The organism is Micromonospora sp. NPDC005291, assembly GCF_040607415.1.
Lineage (GTDB): Bacteria > Actinomycetota > Actinomycetes > Mycobacteriales > Micromonosporaceae > Micromonospora.
Map to the genome: position 1 here is coordinate 124141 of NZ_JBEXGR010000015.1, position 20801 is coordinate 144941.

Consider the following 20801-nt stretch of genomic DNA (forward strand, 5'->3'; position numbering starts at 1 on the left):
CAGCTTTTCCAGGGCCTTGGCCGGTCTGTCGGCCGCTTCTATCGGTGGTGCAGGTGGAGCCGGAGAACCACCCGCTGCCGGCCGTCGCTGACAGGAGCGGGTGCGGAGCGGAAGACCAGGGCGCCCGCGTGTCGGGCGATGGCGGTCAGTGCGGCGATGTCTTCGCCGTCACCGATGAGCACGAGGTCCAGGACGCGGGTCGGGGTAGCGGTCGTGGTGCTCATGCCGCTGTCCGCAGGTCGGCGGGGGCGGCGAGGCCGGAGCGGCGGCGGGTCCAGGTGGCGTAGTCGGCGACGCGGATGATGTCGGCGTCGGTCATGTAGGCGGCTTTCACCCGGTTGGGGATGCCGCCTTCGGCGATGAGGTAGCCCTCGCCCTGGTTGTTCGGGTCGATGCTGTTGGAGGAGAAGCCGCGGGCGTACCAGCCGTGTCCGAGCACGATGTCGGAGGACACGTCGTTGGTGCAGCGGCCAGCGAACCGCCACGCGAACAGGTCCCGCAGTGACGGCGGGATGATGTCGGATGACGGGCGTTGAGTCGCGGCGGCGACGATGATGCCGACGGCGCGGCCCCGGGCGACGATGTCGCGTAGCAGTGCGGCGAACAGGTCCTGGTCTTTCTTGTCGCCGGCGGTGGCGGAGAAGTAGGCGATCTCGTCGCAGGCCACGAGGATCTGACCGAACAGGTCGTTGGGGCCGATCTTCCGGCGGCGGTGCGACAGCAGGAACGCATACCGGTTGTCCATCACCGTCTGCACCCGGCGCAGGGTGCGGATGGCGTGCTCGATGTCCGGGCCGACGAACACGTCGGCGGCGTCCTTCCACAGCCCGAGTTCGACCTGCTTGCCGTCGAGCAGGCACAGCCTGACGTCCGGGCAGAGGGCGGCGTGTCCGACGATGGTGTTCAGCAGCGAGGATTTGCCCGCGCCGGGCTCACCACCGATGAGGATGTTGCGGTAGATCATCGGCAGGTAGGCGGGTTGGCCGAACTCGTCGATGCCGAGGAAGACCGGGTCGAAGATGGACAGGCCCGCGCCGACCGGCACCGTCTGCGGCGCGTCCGGGGGCGTGGGCAGTTCGATGGTGTCCGTGAGGTCCATGGCAGGGCTCCCGGGGTCGGTTGACACGTACGTGTCACAGCGGGTGGGGGATCGGGTAGGGCGCGGACGCTTGACCCGTCGGGGGTGCTTGGTCCGCGCCGTCCCGGTGCTTAGGCGTAGTCGGAGGGGTCGAACCCGTTCGGGCTCGTCGTGGTGGTGTTGCGCGGCTTGCGCTGGCGGGGAGTGTCGGCCGGTGCGGTGACCGGCTGGTCGGGCACGTCGGGCAGGTCCAGGCCGACAGGCGGCATGCCCGGTGAGGTGGGAGCGTTGGACGGGATGTCCGTGGGGACGTAGTCCGGCAGCGGCGACACCACCGTGTGTGCCAAGGGTTCGCGGCGGGTGATGTCGATGCGGATCAGCGCCGCGTACTTGCGGCCGGCGCGCATGACGCGGACCTCGTTGGCCCAGCACGCCACCGCGAGTTTCTGCATCTGGCCGTCCTGCTCCAGATCCCGCAACGACAGGCCAGGGCGCAGCCACACCCAGACCCGCTCACCAGCCGGGGTCGACTTGGCGGGCAGGATCAGCGGCAGCGAGCCGTGCCGGTTGGTGGCGATGAACGCCGCGAAGCACAGCCGCAGCCGGTGCCGGACGATCAGGCACCAGATCCAGGCCATGACCCGGCGGCGGACCGGACCGATCGCGGCCGGCAGGCCGACGACCAGGGCGACGATGAGCAGCGAAGCCCACAGCGGGGTCGACTGCATCAGCGCGGTCCAGCCGTAGACGACAGCCAAGCCGAGCAGGATTTCCGGCAGCCAGTGCCAGAAGACCCGCAGGACAGGCCACGCCACGATCAGCGCGAACACCACCGCGCCGAACACAGCGCCGAGGACGACACCGAGCAGCCCACCCACGATCGGGTGCATGTACTCAGAGGCCACCATGGCGGCCAGGAGGCCGACCACACCGAGAGTGACCCAAAACGCGATGACGGCCCGACGACGGTACGAGCGGGCAACCGGCGCTTCGATGACAGTGACTTGACCCCCACGGTTCGACCAGCCGAACGGGGACCTCTGGCTAGACTTGGACACGACAAGTCCTCCCTAGTAGGGACCTTGTTGGACAGGACGCGGGGTCGCAGACGACGCCAATCAACGGCGACCCCGTGTCCACCTCTTCGCTTCTGTAGAGCCGATCCAGGAACCGCCCGCTAGGCGGCGGCGGTGTCCAGTGCGGTCAGGGCCGAGGCCCGGAACGCGACACCCGAGCGGACCTTCCCGTCACGGTCGTTGACCCAGGGCAACGCCTCCAGGTTCACCGGAACCACCGGCTGACGAACCGCGACCGCCGGCATCACCGGGCTGACCACCGTCACGTTGATCACCTCAGCGCTACCGTCCGCGAGGGCGTAGAGCTGCACCGCCCACATCGGGGCCTTCGTCTCCCGGTCGAACTTCTGCTGACCCGACTGGTCCAGCTTCGGCACCGGGTTCACCGCGACCTCGTACGACACCTTCGAGGTGTCCAGCAGCAGACGTCCCATGACTGACTCCCTTCAACTAGGGCTCGCTCACCTTGAGCGATTGCCCGTGTTCGATGGGATCAGCGTAGTCCGTACAAAAGTACGTGTCTAGTACTTGAGTACGGGTCATTGATAGGAATCTTGGTGCGAAGAAGGGCGCCCCGCTGTGGGACGCCCTTCGGTGCAGCTCCGGAGGTGTGGCGGTGGCTAGGCCACTCCTACGCGGCGGGCCAAGGCTGCCAGCCGGTCAGACGGGGCGGGTTCCATCCGTACAAGGTCGGCAACCGTCGTCTCGACGACCGGGTGTCCCTTGACCTGCTCCGGGGTTAGCGCCTCGGCCTGCTCAAGCGCGTCGACCGCCTCAGATACCCTGCGGCGCTGAGTCCAGGCGCGTGCCACGTCGATGAAAAGCCGAGCCTGCCGCTCGGACGATAGGCCGGACGAGTCGATCCGCTCCGCCGCGCGGAGTGCAGAACCGGCGTCGCCGAGTTCGACTGCCACCGCGACCTCGTGCAAATGGACATTCGTGGGGCCGAACTCGGTCTCGTAATCGTTGCGGTCGACCCCCAGGAGCTGGGCAGCCTCTCGCGCTACTCCGAGATACTCGTGAGCCCTCTGGTCGTCGCCCATCCGCGCAGAGGCCACAGCCAGTTGCAGATTCAGCGCGCCGAACAGCGACACAGCCGCCGGCTTGTCCGCCGATACCTCGGACTCCAGCGCTGCCGCAGACGACGATGCAGCGCTTATGACCTGATCGAATTGCCGCCCGCCCTGAAAAACCAGCGCAAGGCGGAATGTTCCAGCGGCTACCAACAGTGGGTCTCCGACCTGCTCCGCAACGAGCAACGCCCGATCGGTTGCGACCCAGGCTGCTTCATGCTGTCCAAGTTTCGACAGTGCGGCCGAAAGGGCGTGATACACCGACGCTAGCTCGGTGAGGTACGTCTTTCGCGCTTCGCCTTTGGCGGATCGTGTTGCTCTCTCCAGGTCCGGCAATAGGCTCCGCAGCAGCTCGGCCAGGTCCTCGTACCGGGCAGCGTGTGCGTACGTCCAGCACAGGTCGGCTCGCTCGGCTGTCTGCGGCAGGGGAAGCTCTCGGTCCTTGCCCAGAATCGCGGCCATGAGGTAGCTGGTGCTTAGCACCGAACGTAGGGCGGCAGCCGCCGAGGGAACCTCAGCGCTCTCCGTATCCGCAGTGCCCGGGGCCAGTTCAGCCATTGGGATACCGAGCGCACCCGCAATCCGCTCCAAGATGGAGACCCGATCGATCGAACGTACCCCGCGCTCGACCTGCGAAAGCCAAGCCTCAGACCGCCCGATCATCTCGGCAAACTCACGCTGAGAGAGCCCACGCTTTTGCCGTCGCCTAGCTATAAGTCGACCTTGCTCATTGCTGTCAGGCATCTAGTGAACCAAGGCCCTTGCTAGGTCCGGGCGTTAGGAACTCAACCCGCGCGTCCTGCGTATACGGTTCGCGCTCCTTGTGGAAACGGATCACGTGAGGTTGCACTTCGTGCGCCTCGAATGCTTCTCGGTCTGCGTAGCACTCGTAGAAGACTCGGGCGAGCGGTGCCCCCTCTACAGAGTGAGTAGCATAAATCAGCGTCCCTGGTTCGCGGGCACGAATCTCGACCCCTGTCTCTTCGACAAGCGCGTCAAACGCTTTCGCGCTCTCGTCGTCTTTCAGATCGAAGCGCACCACCAACGCAAACATGCAGTCACCCTCCTTGTTCACCGAGAGTTACGGATTGCGTACGCAACTCTGGCCGTACTCTTGTTCGGCCACCCGTATTCTATTACGGATCTGCTCACCGGGGTAGTCGGGGAACGGGTGGGGCTGCTGAGCCAGTAGTTCTGTCGGATGAGCCCGGCAGTGCTGTCAGGCATCCAGTTGATGCGTTAAGCGTCTATTCGGGTGGATGGGTGACGGCCCGCCCGCCGGCCGGTAGTGCCTGGTCGTCACACTGCGTGGCTGACCCGCCGCCTGCTGCCGGGACGGGCGATGGATGGTGCCCACCCGCAACGCGCGGCGAGCGGCAGATGAGGTGCCTGCAAACCTCCGCCGGGTCACCGGCCAGGGGAGGTACTGCTCTGCGCCAGGGCGCTTCACTACTGTCCACAGCGCCGCCCCGTAAACGCTCCCTACGGCGAATGCTGTTGACCCTCGTGGAGACTGGAGGTGTGCCGATTCGACGACTCCCCGACCTCACGCCCGAGCAGGTGGTCAAGCTTCAGGACGCGTTGCTCGCGAACGCCAACACGTTGCTGGAGTCCGCCCTTGCAATCCTGGATCTAGGCCACGTTGCGTTGGCTCGGTCCATCGCCATCCTCGGCATGGAGGAATCAGGTAAAGCCATCGCCATTCATGATCGGCGAGTGGCGATGGGCTACTTGCCCGACGGCGAGACCTTTCGGTGCGAGTCGCTCGACGAGTTGTGGTCCAGCCACCAGAAGAAGTTGGAGGCCGTCTACGGCTTCCTGGCCGAAGAGCGGTACTGGTTCGGGGAGCCCGCGAACCCAGAGCGGAACGCCGCAGCGTTAGGCACTATCAGGGCTTGGCTGCGACGTGACCACATCAAGCAACGGGGCTTCTACGTCGAGATTGACAAGGTCGGCGAAGCGCTCGCACCCGATGGCGTGGCAAACGAGGCAGCCCTGCGTGAAACGATCGCTCAGATCCATCAGATCGGCTGGCAGTTGCGTCTCGGCGAACACATCGAGGGTAAGCAGCAGGATGAGAAGGAATCTGGTGCTTCTGGTCTGGAAGATCAAGCCCTGACCTGGCTGGACGATGTTGAGGAGACAACCGACACCGGCCCATTCATCGCTGATCTCAAACGCTCGCTAAAGAGTGGCACTCCGGGAGAGGCTCTGCCGAACGCGGCATACCGCTTCAATCCTCCGGGAGCAGACCGGCAGCCATTCCGGAATCTCGGTAAACCCGGCTACGAAGCAGAAACGCGAGAGCTGATTTCTCTGGCGGGCGAACTTGACGAAGCCACCGACCCGGAAGAATGATGGAGTCCTGCGCGCTCCTAAAGCCCGAGCATCCTCGCTGTCATCTACCGAAGCGTCCTGTAATGCGTTTGGACTCCCAGCGGCCAAGCTGGTGGAGGGCGTGCTTGTCGTAGCCAATCTCAGCCATAGCTTCTTTGATTTGCTCGAGCGCAACTCCCGAGTCGGCAAATTCCTGCATCAGTTTGGGCATCGCCACCTCGGTTTGGCTGTTCCTCGCCCAGCCGTTGTTGCCCAAATGGTCGAGGAAGGCCAGCAGTTCGACTTGCTCAGGCGTGAAGCCGTTCCACGTAAAGCCGGCAGGACGTTGAGCCATGCTCCGTACGGTAGTGGGCCAAATATCTCTTGGCAAGGCTGGGTGCCAGGATGAAGCAGGGGCCTGGGGAACAGGGAGTGGCTCACAGCGCGCGGACAGTCGTCGGCGATATCGGTGTGCACTCAACTCACCAGAAGCGGATGTTGCCGCATCCGCGTCTTAGACCATTGGGGTTCAGAGTCGGCAGCCGGCGAGCCGGGGGATCGCGTAACCCATCAAGCGTAGTCAACGTGTTACGCATCAACCGGAGTACGACATGAGCCCGGTAGTGCCCCTGTGAGAACTTTCTGTACGGGATCAAGGCGGCCCGCTTCGCAGGCCGCTCGCGCCGCCGAACCTGGGCCGGGCCGATGGCCCGCCGCCGCGCCTCTGGCCTTCGGCCGCCAGCGCGACGGTTGCAGCCCGCCGGCGGCGCGACATACGAAGAAGCCCCGGGCCGCCAGCGATGGGCAGTTCCGGGGCTGTCTGACGGGCTGACGAGTCAGGGGCCGTAGCGCCGGCTCGATGGCAGGAGTGGTGCCCACTCGTGCCAGGTCCAACCAGGCCAAGGGTTATGCCGTACAGTCGCGGCCCGATGACTCGATGGGGGCACGGTGGGCAGACTGATCGAACCGTTGGCTTGGTTAGCGGCAATCCTCGCTTTCTTCCGCCTGAACCAATGGCTGGTCAGCCGCAAGGGCCTGGACCATCGGCCGTACTTCGTGCCTAGCTTGTGGGGACCGCTTGGCACTCTGATCATCGTGCTGGCAGCGCCAAGAGGCTGGAACCGGCTTCGTTAGCTGCTGGCCCCTCGCCGCTGTCCGGCGGGTCTGAATCTAATCCTCCGTGAGCGTGGCTAGTCGGCCATAGCGCTGCCGGCGGAATGTCGCCAGCAGACCATGCCTCCGGCGGGGCGCTCGGGCGCTCTGGGATGGTTGGCGCCATCCCGACAACCTCCGTCCGGGCAGAGCCGAGCAGGTGGGGCCTGCCCGGTCAAGGTCGTTCAGACGGTGGTGTGCTCCACCTTGACCGGGCAGGCCCCACCCACTCCACGGTGTGCGGACGAAGGCCGACGGGATGGCTAAGGGCGCAGCCGGGAGGGGTGGGGTCGAAGATCATCGGGCACAGATCCGGCACAACTGAGGCCGACAAGGGCTATCAACCGCTGTCAGGCAACGGAAGAGTTCGCCCAGGCCGGAGCAGGGATCCGTCCCGATCCGGGTGATCCGCTTACCAGAAGCAAGATTAGTACGTGCAATCCGGGGTCCGATCAGGGACTATTGGCGCAACGGACGTCGGTGATCGGCCCGGCGTCGACCGTGTGGGCCGTCGTGCCCGGCCCCGGTCGGCGGCGATCCGCAGCAGCCGCTGAACCGGGAGGGTGAGCGCGATGCCTGACATACGACCCACGGTGGGCTCCGGCGCGTTGGTCCTCAACGCCACCTACGAGCCGCTGTGTGTCGTGTCGGTGCGCCGTGCCGCGATCCTCGTGCTCTCCGCCAAGGCGGTCTGCGTCGCCGATGGTGACGGCATCCTGCACAGTGCCCGGGACGCGCTCCCCGTGCCATCCGTGGTTCGGTTGACCCGCTTCGTCCGTGTGCCGTACAGAACGCACGTCGGGCTGTCCCGGCGGGCGATCTTCGCCCGGGACGGGTGGCGGTGCGCCTACTGCCGGGGTCCGGCCGAGACCATCGACCACGTCTTTCCGCGTAGCCGGGGTGGCCGGCACGCCTGGGAGAACGTGGTCGCCGCGTGCGCCCGGTGCAACCACTCCAAGGGCGACAAGACCCCGGCCGAGATGGGGTGGCGGTTGCACGCGCTGCCGGCCGCGCCGAAGGGCACCGCCTGGCGGGTGCTCGGGCACCGCGCCCCCGACCCCCGTTGGGCCGACTGGCTGGACCTTCGAGAGCCCGAAGCCGCCGCCTGACCAGCCCGCTAGCCCGGCCGTGCCTTGACCAGGGACGCGAAGACGACGACATTGTCCGAATAACCGGTCTCGCCGCCGACCCATTGGCCGCCGCAGGTGATCAGCCGAAGGCTCGGGCGGCTGAAGTCGCCGTACACCTCGTCCACCGGCAGTCTCCCCTTGTCGAACTTCTCCACCGAATTCACCTCGAAGACCGCCACGCTCCGGTCGGTGCGGGTGACCTCGACCTGGTCGCCGGAGCGCAGCTCGCGCAGTTGGTGGAAGACCGCCGGCCCGCTGGTGGTGTCGACGTGACCGACGATCACCGCCGGGCCGTACTGACCGGGGGTGGGCCCCTGGTCGTACCAGCCGGCCTCCTGGGCGCGGGCCGCGTCCGGCACGGCGATCGTGCCGTCCGGGGCGATGCCCACGTCGTGCACGGGCGCCCGCAGGTCGATCTTTTCAATGGCGAGGCTGGTCGGACGGCTGGCCGACAGCACCGGGAACTTCTTCGGTGGCGGTCGCAGGCCAGCGGTGAGCCGGTCCGGCAACAGGCTCATTCCGGTCACCTGCTCGATGCCGAGCATCGCCACGATCAGCACCATCAGCGTGGCGACGGCCAGCACCGGCAATCCCGGCCCCGTACCGATCAGGCGCCGGGCCAACGGCGATCCGGTCGGGCGGCTCGGTGGCAGCGGTCGGGCGGCCGGATCGGTGGTGGCGACGCTGGCCGACACGGCCTGCCCGGCGACCCGGCGCAGCCGGCCGGAGGCGCGGGCCACCAGCCGGCCGGAGGCGCGCAGCGCCGGCCCGGCCCGGAAGCGGGCGCGGCGGTCCGGCCGCGCACGCGCGGATCTGCGGGTCATGGGTCATCCGGCTCAGGAGCCGGCTCCGGTCCGGCGTCGGCCGCCCGCCATTCCGAGCGCGATCGCGGTGGCCACCAGCGCTACGCCGCCGAGCACCAGCAGTGAGCCGGTACCGCGACCACCGGCCATTCCGCCGCCCCCGGTCGCCGGTCCCTTGCTGGGTGAGGCCATGTTCAGCACCGTCAGCGTGGTCGAGGCCGTCTGGCCCTTCTCACAGCGCAGGTCGACCGGGTAGTCACCGGCCTGCTTGTCAGCCGGGATGGTGACCTGCCCGGTCAGGAACCCCTTGTCCGGTTTGAGCATCACGTGCCCGAACGCATCGGAGTGCACGTTGGACTGCCGGTTGTTGTTGTCGTTGTCGCAGCTCGCACGGATGGTGACCCGGCTACCGGCCTGGGCGCTGTTCGGCGTCACCTCGACGAAGGTGTTCTCACCGGCACGCGCTGGCGCGACCGACATCAGGACGAACGCCCCGACCAGCCCCACCAGTGTCAGTGCGGACGAGAGTGCGCGGTTGATCGTGCGGATACCCTGCATGATTTCCCCCCAACCGGCGACGACCGCCGGAACCCTCCCCTGGGCACGTGCGCTGCTTTCCCGCTGGCGCGGGGGCAAACCCGCAGGCGGGCAGGGTGGGGCGGGTCAGCGCTGGCGCGGGGTGACTCCGGAGGAGGGGAGTGGGGTGATCGGCTGCCAGCCCAGCGGAGAGGAGAGGACCATCGTGCTCGACGGCTGGCCGTACGGGGCAAGCCGGTCGATGACCCCCTCGAAATCGCCGATCGAGCCGGCGGCCACCTTCAGCATGCTGCACGCGTCCCCGGTGATCCGGTGGATCTCCAGGATCTCCGGCCAGCCCGCGACCGCCGGATCGTGCAGGATGCATCGCGCGCCGTAGCAGGACATTCGGATCAACGCGACCACGGTACGGCCGGCTCGGCTCAGATCGACATGGGCGTGGTAGCCGGTGATGACTCCGGTCTCCTCCAGGCGGCGAACCCGCTCGGCGACCGCAGGTGGCGACAGGTGCACCCGCCGGGACAACTCGCTGAAGGAGAGCCGCGCGTCGGCCTGCAACTCGCGCAGCAACGCCCAGTCCATGTCGTCCACGCTCAGACCTTACTTTCGTGAACCGACTTCGCCTAGTTGCCTTTGGTTCGCCAGGAGAACGCCGCGAGAGCCGTCAATCCGGCATTCCGCAGGCCGACCCGACCGCGAGATCATGACGTTGACCAGTCCGGGGAGGGAGACCAATGGTGGATCAGACGGAGCGGCGGGCGCCGAACCGCCCCGCCACGGTGCGACCGGTGACCCCACGGCAGCGGGCCGCTCGTGCCGCACGCACCGGCGGCGAGCCGACGCTGGAGTTCGCCGAGCTGGTGCCCTACGACGCGTACGTGCAGGCCAGCGCCCTGCACAGGCTGCAGCAGCCACTGAGCAGCGACCCGGGCGAGATGTCCTTCCTGATGGTCAGCCAGATCATGGAGCTGTACTTCGGGCTGACCTGCCACGAGTTGCGGGAGACTCAGCGGTTGATCCGCGCCGACCAGGTGTGGGAGGCGCTGGCCCCGCTGCGTCGCGCCGCGTTGCACCTGGAAGGGCTCAACGCCGCCTGGCAGGGCCTGCGCTGGATGACCCCGGCCGACTTCAACCGGTTCCGTAACCTGCTCGGCGAGGGCTCCGGCTTCCAGTCGGCCATGTACCGGCACCTGGAGTTCCTGCTCGGGCTGCGCGACCCGACCCTGATCCGGCCGTTCCGCCGGCAGACCGAGGTGCACGCCGCGCTGAGCGCCGCGTTGGCCACCCCGAGCCTCTGGGACGACGTGGTCGCGCTGCTCGCCCGGCGCGGCTTCGACCTCCCCGCCGACCTGCTCAACCGGGACGTTGCCGTCGAGCACGACCCGCAGCCGTCGGTCGAGGCGGCCTGGGTACGGATCTACGAGGACACCGGCCCGGACAACCACCTGCGGATGCTCGGCGAAGCGCTGAGCGGAGTCGCCGAGGAGTTCGGCGACTGGCGGTGGAACCACGTCAAGGCGGTGCAGCGCACAATGGGCGCCAAGGTCGGCAGCGGCGGTTCCGCCGGACTGGCGTGGTTGCAGCGCAGCATGGCCCGGGTGGTCTTCCCGGAGCTGTGGTCGGCCCGCACCGCGATGTGACCGGAGAGCGAGACACCCCTGTGCACACCCCAGAAACCGAAGATCAGGCGCACCGCCTCGACGACGCCGACCCGGGCCATCGGCACCTGTTCCACGTGCCGCCGGCCGACGGCGGCGATCACCCCGAGTCGGCGTACCTCGCCGGCAACTCGCTCGGCCTGCAACCTCGGGCCACCCGCGACGAACTCCTGGCCGACCTGGACGCCTGGGGGCGGCTCGGCGTCGAGGGGCACCTCGATGCGGAACGCGCCTGGCTGCCGTACCACGAGTTGTTGACCGCGCCGGCCGCGCGACTCGTCGGCGGCCGGCCCGCGGAGACCGTGGTGATGAACTCGCTCACGGTCAACCTGCACCTGCTGATGGTGAGTTTCTACCGCCCGGCCGGCGCCCGCACCCGCATCGTCATTGAGGACGCCGCGTTCCCGTCGGACAGTTACGCGGTGCGCAGCCAGGCCCGGTTCCACGGCCTGGACCCGGACGACACCGTGGTCCGGCTGCGCCCGCGCGCCGGTGAGGACGCCCTGCGCACCGAGGACGTGACCGACTACCTGGCTGCCGAGGGTGACCGGGTGGCGCTGGTGCTGCTCGGCGGCGTCAACTACCTCACCGGCGAGCTGCTGGACATCCCGGCGATCACGGCTGCCGGCCGGGCGGCCGGCGCGGTGGTCGGTTGGGACCTGGCGCACGCGGTCGGCAACGTGCCGCTGGCCCTGCACGACTGGGACGTCGACTTCGCCGCCTGGTGCTCCTACAAGTACCTGAACTCCGGGCCGGGCGCGCTGGCGGGCGTCTTCGTGCACGAGCGGCACCTCGGCGACCCCGACCTGCCCCGCTTCGAGGGGTGGTGGAGCACCGCGGCGGCCACCCGGTTCGAGATGACGCCGGTGTCCCTGCCGCCGGCCACCGTGGAGGCCTGGCAGATCTCCAACCCGCCGATCTTCGCGATGGGCCCGGTGCGCACCTCGCTGGAGCTGTTCGACGCGGTCGGCATGCCGGCGCTGCGCGCCCGCAGCCAGCGGCTCACCGGTTGGCTGGAGTCGCTGCTCGACGAGGTCGTCGCCGACCGGCCGCTGCGCGTGGTCACCCCGCGCGATCCGGCCCGGCGGGGCTGCCAACTCTCGGTGCGCATCGGCACCGGCAGCGCCGCCGAGCTGACCAAACGCCTGCGGTACGAACACGGCGTCATCGCCGACGCCCGTGAGCCGGACGTTGTCCGGTTCGCCCCGGTGCCGCTCTATTCCACGTACCACGACTGTTGGCGGGCCGCCGCCGCGCTCGCCGCGACGGTCGGGCAGGTGTCCTCGTGACCTCCCGGCGCGACGAGATCGCGATCATCGGCGCTGGGCTGGCCGGCTGTCTGGCCGCCTGCTTCCTGGCCCGGCGTGGTTACCCGGTGGCCCTCTACGAGCGCCGGCCCGACCCGCGTACCGGCACGGCCGAGCGTGGTCGCTCCATCAACCTGGCGCTCTCCGAGCGCGGGCTGGACGCGCTGCGCCGGATCGGGCTGGCCGAGCAGGTGATGGCCGACGCGCTGCCGATGCGCGGCCGGATGATCCACCCGGTCGAGGGGGAGCAGCAGTTCCAGTCGTACAGCGCGGCCGGTGACCGGGCGATCAACTCGATCAGCCGGGGCGCGCTGAACAACGCCCTGCTGGACGAGGCCGGCGCGTTGCCCGGGGTGCGGATCGTCTTCGACCACCGGCTGGTCGGGCTCGATCCGACCGACGGCGCCCTGAGCTTCGAGACCCCGCAGGGCCCGGTCGCCGCCAAGGCGTCGGTCGTGCTGGGTGCCGACGGTGCCGGTTCCGCGGTGCGCGGGCAGTTGCTGGCGTACGGGTTGCTGCGCGAGAGCGTGGACCTCCTCGACTACGGCTACAAGGAGCTGACGATCCCGCCGCTGGGCGGCGACTTCGCCCTGGACCCGGACGCGCTGCACATCTGGCCGCGCGGCACCTCGATGATGATCGCGCTGCCGAACCCGGACCGTTCCTTCACCTGCACGCTGTTCTGGCCCAACGAGGGTGCCGGCAGCTTCGCTTCGCTGACCAGCCCGACGGAGATCGAACGGCACTTCGCCGAGCACTACCCCGACGTGATTCCGCTGGCCCCGAGCCTGGTCGACGACTACCAGCACAACCCGGTGGGCGTCCTCGGCACGGTCCGCAGCACCCCCTGGCAGGTCAACGGGACCGTCGGCCTGCTCGGCGACGCGGCGCACGCGATCGTGCCGTTCTACGGCCAGGGCGCCAACTGCGCCTTCGAGGACGTGGTCGAGCTGGACCGTTGCCTGGAGGAGTGCGCCGACGACTGGGCGGCGGCGCTGCCGCTTTTCCAGCGACGTCGGCAGGAGAACGCCGAGGCCATCGCGACGATGGCACTGACCAACTTCGTCGAGATGCGGGACAAGGTCGCCTCCCCGGTCTTCCAGCTCGGCCGGCGGGTGGAGCACGCACTGGAACGTGCCCTGCCCGGCCGGTACGTTTCCCAGTACGAGCTGGTGTCCTTCTCCACCACCCCGTACGCGGAGGTTCGCCGCCGGGTGCGCCGGCAGCACCGGATGCTCGGCGCGGTCGTCGGTGGGGCCGCGCTGCTGCTGATCGGCACGGCGCTGAGGCGAGGGAGGCGTGCATGACCGGCACCTGGGATCCACGACTGATGACTGGCCATGCGCCTGTCGGCCCGCAGCGGTTGCGCAACTTCGTCGCCGGTGAGTTCGTCGACCGCGGTCCGACGTTCACGAAGGTCAGCCCGGTGACCGGGGAGCCGGTCTTCGAGGTGACCGAGGCGTCGAAGTCCACGGTGGACGACGCGGTTGCCGCCGCCCGGGCGGCGATGCGCGGGCCGTGGGGCCGAATGGGCGAGCGGGAACGCGCCGAGGTGCTGCACCGGGTTGCCGACGAGCTGGAGCGCCGTTTCGACGATCTGGTCACCGCCGAGGTCGCCGACACCGGCAAGTCCATCGCCCAGGCCCGCACGCTGGACATCCCGCGTGGCGCGGCGAATTTTCGGGCGTTCGCGGAGATCGTGGCGACCGCGCCCACCGAGTCGTTCACGACGGTCACCCCGACCGGCGGTCGGGCGCTCAACTACGCGCTCCGAAAGCCGGTCGGCGTGGTCGCGGTCATCGTGCCGTGGAACCTGCCGCTGCTGCTGCTCACCTGGAAGGTCGCTCCGGCGCTGGCCTGCGGCGACGCCGTCGTGGTCAAGCCCAGCGAGGAGACTCCCGCCTCGGCGACGCTGCTCGCCGAGGTGATGGCCGCCGCCGGCGTACCGGCCGGGGTGTTCAACCTGGTGCACGGGTTCGGGCCGGACTCGGCCGGTGAGTTCCTCACCCGCCACCCGGGGGTCGACGCGATCACCTTCACCGGCGAGTCGGCCACCGGCGGTGCGATCATGCGGGCCGCCGCCGACGGGGTGAAGGCGGTGAGTTTCGAGCTGGGCGGCAAGAACGCCGGCCTGGTCTTCGCCGACGCCGACCTGGACGCCGCGGTGGCCGGCTCGGTGCGTTCCAGCTTCACCAACGGTGGGCAGGTGTGCCTCTGCACCGAACGTCTCTACGTGCAGCGCCCGGTCTTCGAGGAGTTCACCGCCCGGCTCGCGAAGCGGGCCGGCGAGCTGGCGTACGGCTGGCCGACCGACGAGGCCACCGCCACCATGCCGCTGATCTCCCACCAGCACCGGGCAAAGGTGCTCGGCGCGTACGAGTTGGCCCGCGCCGAGGGCGCCGAGGTGCTCACCGGGGGCGGCGCGCCCACTTTCGGTGACACCCGCGACGGCGGGTCGTACGTGCAGCCGACGGTGCTCACCGGGCTCGGTCCCGACGCCCGGACCAACCGTGAAGAGATTTTCGGCCCGGTCGTGCATGTCGCCCCGTTCGACACCGAGGACGAGGCGTACGCCCTGGCGAACGGCACCGAGTACGGCCTGGCGGCGACCGTGTGGACCCGGGACGTGGGCGTCGCGCACCGGGCCGGGGCACGGCTGGACGCCGGCATCGTCTGGGTCAACACGTGGTTCCTGCGCGACCTGCGCACCCCGTTCGGCGGGGTGAAGGCGTCCGGCATCGGCCGCGAGGGTGGCGTGCACTCGCTGAACTTCTACTCCGAACTCACCAACGTCTGCGTGGACCTGTCGTGAGCGCACCGCAGCGAGGAGCGGGCATGAAAGTTGACATCGAGGCCGCCAACCGGGAGTTGGCTGACGCCCGCAGCACTGGCAAGCCGTGTCCACCACTACGCGGCCGGCTGCTGGCGGAGGGGGACGTCGAGTCCGCGTACCGTGTGCAGCAGCTTCAGGCGCGGGCCTGGCAGGGTCGCGGCGAGCGCCGGGTCGGCGCGAAGATCGGGCTGACCTCCCGGGCGGTGCAGGAGACCTTCGGGGTGTTCCAGCCCGATTTCGGCATGCTGACCGACGCCATGGCGGTCGGCGACGGCGTCGAGGTGGCCATCGACCGGCTGCTTCAGCCGCGGGTCGAGGCGGAGATCGCGTTCGTGCTCGCCAAGGACCTGTCGGACCCGCAGATCACCACGGTCGACCTGATCCGCGCGGTCGACCACCTGCTGCCGGCGATCGAGATCGTCGACTCGCGGATCGCCGCCTGGGACATCTCCATCGTCGACACCGTCGCCGACAACGCCTCCAGTGGGCTCTTCGTGCTCGGCACGTCGCCGCGCCGGCTCGCCGACGTCGACCTGCGGCTCTGCGGAATGGTGCTGGAGCACGCCGGCGAGCCGGTCTCGGTGGGCGCGGGCGCGGCCTGCCTGGGCAACCCGCTGCACGCCCTGCAGTGGCTGGCCGGCACCCTCGCTCGCGCCGGTGACCCGCTGCGTGCCGGGGACGTGGTGCTCTCCGGGGCGCTCGGCCCGATGGTGCCGGTCACGCCGGGCGCCGCGTACGAGGCACGGATCTCCGGGCTCGGCTCGGTGCGCACCTGCTTCTCGCGGGAGGGCCAGTGAACGCGGTCCTGCGAGCCCCACAGTCGGGAACGAAAGGTGGAACAGCATGAGCGTCGGTGTGGCGGTGCTCGGTTCCGGCAACATCGGCACCGACCTGATGATCAAGGTGTTGCGGCTCAGTAGTGAGCTGCGGATGGTGGCGATGGCCGGCATCGACCCGGCCTCCGACGGCCTGGCCCGGGCCCGCCGGCTCGGCGTCGCCACCACCGCCGACGGTGTGGACGGGCTGGTCGCGATGCCCGAGTTCGCCGACGTCGAGCTGGTCTTCGACGCCACCTCGGCCGGTGCGCATCGACACCACGACGAGGTGCTGCGCGCGCACGGCCGCACGGTGGTCGACCTGACCCCGGCCGCCATCGGCCCGTACGTGGTGCCACCGGTCAACCTCGACGAGCACCTGCACGAGCCGAACGTCAACATGGTGACCTGCGGCGGGCAGGCGACCGTGCCGATCGTCGCCGCGGTGCGTCGGATCACCCCGGTGGCGTACGGCGAGATCGTCGCATCGATCGCGTCCCGCTCGGCCGGGCCGGGCACCCGGGCCAACATCGACGAGTTCACCGAGACCACGGCCCGGGCCATCGAGGTGGTCGGCGGCGCCGAACAGGGCAAGGCGATCATCGTGCTGAACCCGGCGGACCCACCGCTGCTGATGCGCGACACCGTCTACTGTCTCTGCCCGGACGCCGACGCCGACACCGCCGCCATCGCCGCCTCGGTCGCGGACATGGTGGCCACGGTCCAGGAGTACGTCCCCGGCTACCGGCTCAAGCAGGACGTGCAGTTCGACCGCGTCCAGGCCTACCTGCCGACGCTCGGGCGGCAGCTCACCGCGCTCCAGGTGTCGGTCTTCCTGGAGGTCTCCGGTGCCGGCCACTACCTGCCGGCGTACGCCGGCAACCTGGACATCATGACCTCCGCCGCCCTGCGCACCGCGGAGCGGCTGGTAGCCCTGCGCTCCTCGGAGGTGGCTGCGCGATGACCGACCTGTACATCCAGGACGTGACGCTGCGCGACGGCATGCACGCCATCGCCCACCAGTACACGGTCGACCAGGTGCGCGCCATCGCCGCCGCGTTGGACGCCGCCGGGGTGGCCGCGATCGAGGTGGCGCACGGTGACGGGCTCGCCGGTTCCAGCGTCAACTACGGCCACGGCGCGGCCAGCGACGCCGAGTGGATCTCCGCAGCCGCCGAGGTGCTGACCTCGGCGAAGCTGACCACCCTGCTGCTGCCCGGCATCGGCACCATCGCCGACCTGAAGGCGGCGAAGGCGCTCGGGGTGACCAGCGTCCGGATCGCCACCCACTGCACGGAGGCCGACATCTCCGCCCAGCACATCTCCTGGGCCCGGGAGAACGGCATGGACGTCGCCGGTTTCCTGATGATGTCGCACATGAACGGCCCGGCCGGGCTCGCCGGGCAGGCCAAGCTCATGGAGTCGTACGGGGCGCACTGCGTCTACGTCACCGACTCCGGCGGTCGGCTGCTGATGACCGACGTGGCGCAGAGGGTCGACGCGTACCGGCAGGTCCTGGCACCGGAGACGCAGATCGGCATCCACGCCCACCACAACCTGTCCCTGGGTGTGGCCAACAGCGTGCTCGCCGTCGAGCACGGTCGGATCCTCGGTGACGGCCCGCTCGGGTCCCCGTCCGGCCGGACCGTCCGCGTCGACGCCTCCCTCGCCGGCATGGGCGCGGGCGCTGGCAACGCACCGTTGGAGGTCTTCGTCGCGGTCGCCGAGCTGCACGGCTGGAAGCACGGCTGCGACGTGTTCGCGCTGATGGACGCCGCCGACGACATCGTCCGCCCATTGCAGGACCGGCCGGTCCAGGTCGACCGGGAGACGCTCTCCCTGGGGTACGCGGGGGTCTACTCCAGCTTCCTGCGGCACGCCGAGCGGGCCTCCGCGAAGTACGGGGTGGACGTCCGCTCGATCCTGGTCGAGCTGGGCCGGCGCCGGATGGTCGGCGGCCAGGAGGACATGATCGTGGACGTGGCGCTCGATCTGGCGGGCAAGGAGCCGGTGAGCGCGAGGAGTGAGCCGGGTCCGCGAGCCCCGCAGTCGCGAACGAAGGATGACGCAGCATGATCGGCGTGGACACCGCGGGTATCGCGGCGAAGCTGGGCGCGGCCGCCGACTCCGCGAGTGCGATTCCGCAGCTCGCCGCCGAGGTGGGGCTGGACGTGCCGACCGCGTACGGGGTGCAGGCGGCGCTGGTGCAGCGTCGACTCGACCGGGGCGAGCGGCTGGTCGGGCTGAAGATGGGACTGACCAGCAAGGCGAAGATGGCCCAGGTCGGCGTGGACGAGGTGATCTGGGGGCGGCTCACCGACGCGATGCGGGTGCCCGACGGCGGTGCTGTGGACCCGGCCGCGTACATCCATCCCCGGGTCGAGCCGGAGGTGGCGTTCCTGCTGGACCGGCTGCCCGAGCCGGGCGAGCCGGTCGGCGACTTCGCCAGCGCGGTCCGCGGGGTCGCACCGGCCATCGAGCTGATCGACTCCCGGTACGCCGACTTCCGTTTCTCGCTGCCGGACGTGATCGCCGACAACACGTCGGCCGCCGCGTTCGTCATCGGGCCGTGGTCGCCGGTGCCGGCGGGTCTGGACAACCTGGGCGTGCTGCTGGAGATCGACGGGCGGGTGGCGCAGGTCGGTTCGACCGCGGCGATCCTCGGCGATCCGCGCCGGGCCCTCGACGAGGGCATCCGGCTGGCGGGCCGGCACGGAGTGCGTCTTCAGTCCGGCTGGGTCTTCCTGGCCGGTGCCGCCACCGCCGCCGTCCCGCTACGTCCGGGCGCCCACGTCCGCGCGGTGGTGCAGAGCCTAGGCACGGCCTCCCTAAAGGCGACGTCATGACCCCCCACACCCTGGTCGATCATGGAGTTGTGGTGGGGGACGAAAGGTGCGAGACGTACTCTCTCGGGCACCACAAGTCCATGATCGACGCAGTCGTGGGGCTTGGCGGGGGAGTGGGGCGGTGAATGGGGGCGGCCGGGCTCGGGTGGTGGCGGGGAAGGCCACGCCTCGCGGGGCTTTTCCGCACGTGAAGGTTGCGGGGGGTTTTGTCTTTGTCTCCGGTACGTCTTCGCGGCGGCCGGACAACTCGTTCGCCGGTGTCGAGGTGGACGAGTTCGGTACGACGAACCTCGACATCCGGGTGCAGACGCGGGCGGTCATCGAGAACATCCGCGACCTGCTGCGCTCGGTCGGCGCTGACCTCGCCGACCTCGTCCAGGTGACGTCGTACCTGGTCAACATGAATGACTTCGGTGGCTACAACGAGGTGTGGGCGGAGTTCTTCGACGCGTCCGGCCCAACCCGGACGACGGTGGCGGTGCACCAGTTGCCGCACCCGCACCTGCTCATCGAGATCCAGGCCGTGGCCCTTCTTCCCTCGGGAGGTCAGTCGTGAGTGAGATCGCAGAGCCGTTCAGTTTTCCGGGATGGATCGCGGACAACCAGCACCTGTTGAAGCCGCCGGTGGGCAACAAGGAGATGATCCCCGGCGGGGACGACTTCATCGTGATGGTCGTGGGCGGGCCCAACCAGCGCACCGACTTCCACGTGGACCCCTACGAGGAGTTCTTCTACCAGGTCAAGGGCAACATGCACATCAACCTGATGACCCCGGAGGGGCCGCGTACGGTGCACGTGCGCGAGGGCCAGATGTGGATGCTGCCGCGCGACACCCCGCACTCGCCGCAGCGGCCGGAGGCCGGCTCGATCGGCATGGTCGTCGAGCGGGTCCGCGAGGAGGGCACGCTGGAGAAGTTCCAGTGGTACTGCCCGGAGTGCGGCGGCAAGGTGCACGAGGTCGAGTTGCAGGTCCGCGACATCGCCGCCGATCTGCCGCCGGTGTTCCAGGCGTTCTACGCCGATGAGGCGGCGCGCACCTGCGCCAACTGCGGCACCCTGCACCCGGGCAAGGGCTGATGCCCTCAGGTGTGGTCGACGTGCACACGCACGTCGTACCGAAGGGATGGCCGGACCTCGGCGCAGCGTGCGGCGGGTCCGGCTGGCCGTGGCTGCGGGTCGACTCCGAGCGCGCCGCCATGATCATGGTGGGAAACACCGAGTTCCGGCCGATCGGTGCCGAGTGCTGGGACGCGTCGCGTCGACTGGCCGACATGGACGACGACGGCGTGGACGTGCAGGTGGTCTCGCCAACGCCGGTCTTCTTCAGCTACGACCGTCCGGCCGACCAGGCGGTGAAGGTCGCCCGGATCTTCAACGACCTGGCCCTGGAGGTCACCGCGGCCGGTGGCGACCGGCTGGTGCCGTTCTGCCAGGTGCCCCTGCAGGACCCGGACGCCGCCTGTGCCGAGTTGGACCGCAGCCTGGCGGCCGGGCACGTGGGCGTGGAGATCGGCAACCACGTCGGTGACCGGGACCTGGATGACGCCGGTGTGGTCACCTTCCTCCAGCACTGCGCCGAGGTGGGTGCGCCGGTCTTCGTCCATCCGTGGGACATGCCGGGTAGCCCTCGGTTGGACCGGTGGATGGCCCGTTGGCTCACCGGGATGCCCGCCGAGACGCACCTGTCGGTGCTGGCGATGATCCTGGGCGGCGTCTTCGACCGGGTGCCGGAGACGTTGCGGATCTGCTTCGCGCACGGCGGTGGCAGCTTCCCGTTCTGGCTCGGCCGTGCCGACAACGCCTGGCACCGCCGCGGCGACCTGGTCCGGGGCGCGTCCGCCGGCCCGCCCAGCAGCTATCTTGACCGCTTCAGCGTCGACTCGGTGGTCTTCGCGCCACCCGCGCTGCGGCTGCTGGTCGACACTCTGGGGGAGGACCGGGTGCTGGTCGGCAGCGACTACCCGTACCCCCTGGGGGAGCGCCCGGCCGGCGCGGTGGTCCACGCGGCCGACTTCCTCACCGACGACCAGCGCCACAAGCTCCTGTCCGCCAACGCCCTGCGCTTCCTGCATGGCTAACCGCGCTCCGCGCCGCCCTGGTGTGAGCAGATCTTCCGGTTGGTCCGTTTCCGGTCGTCGGCGCGTGTCGAGTGCGCCGAGGGCTGGCGGCCGGCAGGA

Annotated in this window: 23 protein-coding genes; 13 read left to right on the forward strand and 10 right to left on the reverse strand. The window is 69.3% G+C overall.

What is annotated here, in order from left to right; translation table 11 throughout:
* Positions 1 to 38: 38 nt before the first annotated feature.
* The 6 genes from ABZT18_RS20830 to ABZT18_RS20855 all read right to left on the reverse strand — a co-directional run bounded on the left by ABZT18_RS20830 (position 39) and on the right by ABZT18_RS20855 (position 4281).
* On the reverse strand, positions 39 to 224 hold the full coding sequence (locus ABZT18_RS20830) for a hypothetical protein (protein ID WP_234581848.1): 186 nt from the start codon (positions 222 to 224) through the stop codon (positions 39 to 41).
* Positions 221 to 1099 (reverse strand): FtsK/SpoIIIE domain-containing protein, encoded by an 879-nt coding sequence (locus ABZT18_RS20835; protein ID WP_355252199.1) that lies wholly within the window; start codon positions 1097 to 1099, stop codon positions 221 to 223. Before ABZT18_RS20835 ends, ABZT18_RS20830 begins: the two co-directional genes overlap by 4 nt.
* Before the next feature lie 110 nt (positions 1100 to 1209).
* On the reverse strand, positions 1210 to 1986 hold the full coding sequence (locus ABZT18_RS20840) for a hypothetical protein (protein WP_355252202.1): 777 nt from the start codon (positions 1984 to 1986) through the stop codon (positions 1210 to 1212).
* 269 nt (positions 1987 to 2255) lie between these two features.
* Positions 2256 to 2588: a hypothetical protein gene (locus tag ABZT18_RS20845; RefSeq protein WP_355252205.1), complete on the reverse strand. Its 333-nt coding sequence runs from the start codon at positions 2586 to 2588 to the stop codon at positions 2256 to 2258.
* A 186-nt stretch (positions 2589 to 2774) separates the two neighbouring features.
* On the reverse strand, positions 2775 to 3971 hold the full coding sequence (locus ABZT18_RS20850; protein WP_355252208.1) for a helix-turn-helix transcriptional regulator: 1197 nt from the start codon (positions 3969 to 3971) through the stop codon (positions 2775 to 2777).
* Positions 3964 to 4281, reverse strand: coding sequence for an antibiotic biosynthesis monooxygenase (locus ABZT18_RS20855; protein ID WP_210857470.1), 318 nt, complete (start codon positions 4279 to 4281; stop codon positions 3964 to 3966). Before ABZT18_RS20855 ends, ABZT18_RS20850 begins: the two co-directional genes overlap by 8 nt.
* A gap of 437 nt (positions 4282 to 4718) precedes the next feature.
* Here ABZT18_RS20855 and ABZT18_RS20860 point away from each other — a divergent pair, with 437 nt between their 5' ends.
* Positions 4719 to 5585, forward strand: coding sequence for an AbiV family abortive infection protein (locus tag ABZT18_RS20860; RefSeq protein ID WP_355252212.1), 867 nt, complete (start codon positions 4719 to 4721; stop codon positions 5583 to 5585).
* Positions 5586 to 5625: 40 nt separating this feature from the next.
* Here ABZT18_RS20860 and ABZT18_RS20865 read toward each other — a convergent pair whose 3' ends face one another.
* Positions 5626 to 5898, reverse strand: a complete 273-nt coding sequence (locus ABZT18_RS20865; RefSeq protein ID WP_355252215.1) for a hypothetical protein — start codon at positions 5896 to 5898, stop codon at positions 5626 to 5628.
* 1369 nt (positions 5899 to 7267) lie between these two features.
* Here ABZT18_RS20865 and ABZT18_RS20870 point away from each other — a divergent pair.
* Positions 7268 to 7804 carry an HNH endonuclease gene (locus tag ABZT18_RS20870; RefSeq protein WP_354996132.1) on the forward strand — a complete coding sequence of 179 codons (537 nt, stop codon included), beginning with the start codon at positions 7268 to 7270 and terminating at the stop codon, positions 7802 to 7804.
* An 8-nt stretch (positions 7805 to 7812) separates the two neighbouring features.
* Here the strand turns inward: ABZT18_RS20870 and ABZT18_RS20875 are convergent, their stop codons facing one another.
* From ABZT18_RS20875 to ABZT18_RS20885, 3 genes are all read right to left on the reverse strand, one after another.
* Positions 7813 to 8586: a class F sortase gene (locus ABZT18_RS20875; protein WP_354996237.1), complete on the reverse strand. Its 774-nt coding sequence runs from the start codon at positions 8584 to 8586 to the stop codon at positions 7813 to 7815.
* A gap of 75 nt (positions 8587 to 8661) precedes the next feature.
* On the reverse strand, positions 8662 to 9138 hold the full coding sequence (locus tag ABZT18_RS20880) for a hypothetical protein (protein WP_354996236.1): 477 nt from the start codon (positions 9136 to 9138) through the stop codon (positions 8662 to 8664).
* A 153-nt stretch (positions 9139 to 9291) separates the two neighbouring features.
* Complete coding sequence (locus ABZT18_RS20885; protein WP_354996131.1) at positions 9292 to 9756, reverse strand: Lrp/AsnC family transcriptional regulator; 465 nt, start codon at positions 9754 to 9756, stop codon at positions 9292 to 9294.
* A gap of 146 nt (positions 9757 to 9902) precedes the next feature.
* On the opposite strand from ABZT18_RS20885, the gene ABZT18_RS20890 reads away from it, so the two are divergent.
* From ABZT18_RS20890 to ABZT18_RS20940, 11 genes are all read left to right on the forward strand, one after another.
* Positions 9903 to 10805, forward strand: a complete 903-nt coding sequence (locus tag ABZT18_RS20890) for a tryptophan 2,3-dioxygenase family protein (RefSeq protein ID WP_355252218.1) — start codon at positions 9903 to 9905, stop codon at positions 10803 to 10805.
* A 20-nt stretch (positions 10806 to 10825) separates the two neighbouring features.
* On the forward strand, positions 10826 to 12112 hold the full coding sequence (kynU, locus tag ABZT18_RS20895; RefSeq protein WP_354996130.1) for a kynureninase: 1287 nt from the start codon (positions 10826 to 10828) through the stop codon (positions 12110 to 12112).
* Positions 12109 to 13437, forward strand: coding sequence for an NAD(P)/FAD-dependent oxidoreductase (locus ABZT18_RS20900; RefSeq protein WP_355252221.1), 1329 nt, complete (start codon positions 12109 to 12111; stop codon positions 13435 to 13437). The genes kynU and ABZT18_RS20900 overlap by 4 nt, the downstream gene beginning before the upstream one ends.
* A 23-nt stretch (positions 13438 to 13460) precedes the next feature.
* Positions 13461 to 14942 carry a 2-hydroxymuconic semialdehyde dehydrogenase gene (locus ABZT18_RS20905; RefSeq protein ID WP_354996234.1) on the forward strand — a complete coding sequence of 494 codons (1482 nt, stop codon included), beginning with the start codon at positions 13461 to 13463 and terminating at the stop codon, positions 14940 to 14942.
* Between the two features lie 23 nt (positions 14943 to 14965).
* A complete protein-coding gene (locus ABZT18_RS20910) occupies positions 14966 to 15760 on the forward strand; it encodes a fumarylacetoacetate hydrolase family protein (RefSeq protein WP_354996128.1) in 795 nt (264 codons plus the stop codon).
* 46 nt (positions 15761 to 15806) lie between these two features.
* Entirely contained in the window at positions 15807 to 16742 is a 936-nt protein-coding gene (locus tag ABZT18_RS20915) for an acetaldehyde dehydrogenase (acetylating) (protein ID WP_354996127.1), read from the forward strand.
* On the forward strand, positions 16739 to 17854 hold the full coding sequence (gene dmpG / locus ABZT18_RS20920) for a 4-hydroxy-2-oxovalerate aldolase (RefSeq protein ID WP_354996126.1): 1116 nt from the start codon (positions 16739 to 16741) through the stop codon (positions 17852 to 17854). The genes ABZT18_RS20915 and dmpG overlap by 4 nt, the downstream gene beginning before the upstream one ends.
* Positions 17851 to 18624 (forward strand): fumarylacetoacetate hydrolase family protein, encoded by a 774-nt coding sequence (locus ABZT18_RS20925; protein ID WP_354996125.1) that lies wholly within the window; start codon positions 17851 to 17853, stop codon positions 18622 to 18624. Before dmpG ends, ABZT18_RS20925 begins: the two co-directional genes overlap by 4 nt.
* Positions 18625 to 18745: 121 nt before the next feature.
* Positions 18746 to 19180 (forward strand): RidA family protein, encoded by a 435-nt coding sequence (locus ABZT18_RS20930; protein WP_354996124.1) that lies wholly within the window; start codon positions 18746 to 18748, stop codon positions 19178 to 19180.
* A complete protein-coding gene (locus ABZT18_RS20935; protein WP_354996123.1) occupies positions 19177 to 19701 on the forward strand; it encodes a 3-hydroxyanthranilate 3,4-dioxygenase in 525 nt (174 codons plus the stop codon). The genes ABZT18_RS20930 and ABZT18_RS20935 overlap by 4 nt, the downstream gene beginning before the upstream one ends.
* Complete coding sequence (locus ABZT18_RS20940; RefSeq protein ID WP_354996122.1) at positions 19701 to 20702, forward strand: amidohydrolase family protein; 1002 nt, start codon at positions 19701 to 19703, stop codon at positions 20700 to 20702. Before ABZT18_RS20935 ends, ABZT18_RS20940 begins: the two co-directional genes overlap by 1 nt.
* Positions 20703 to 20801 lie beyond the last annotated feature (99 nt).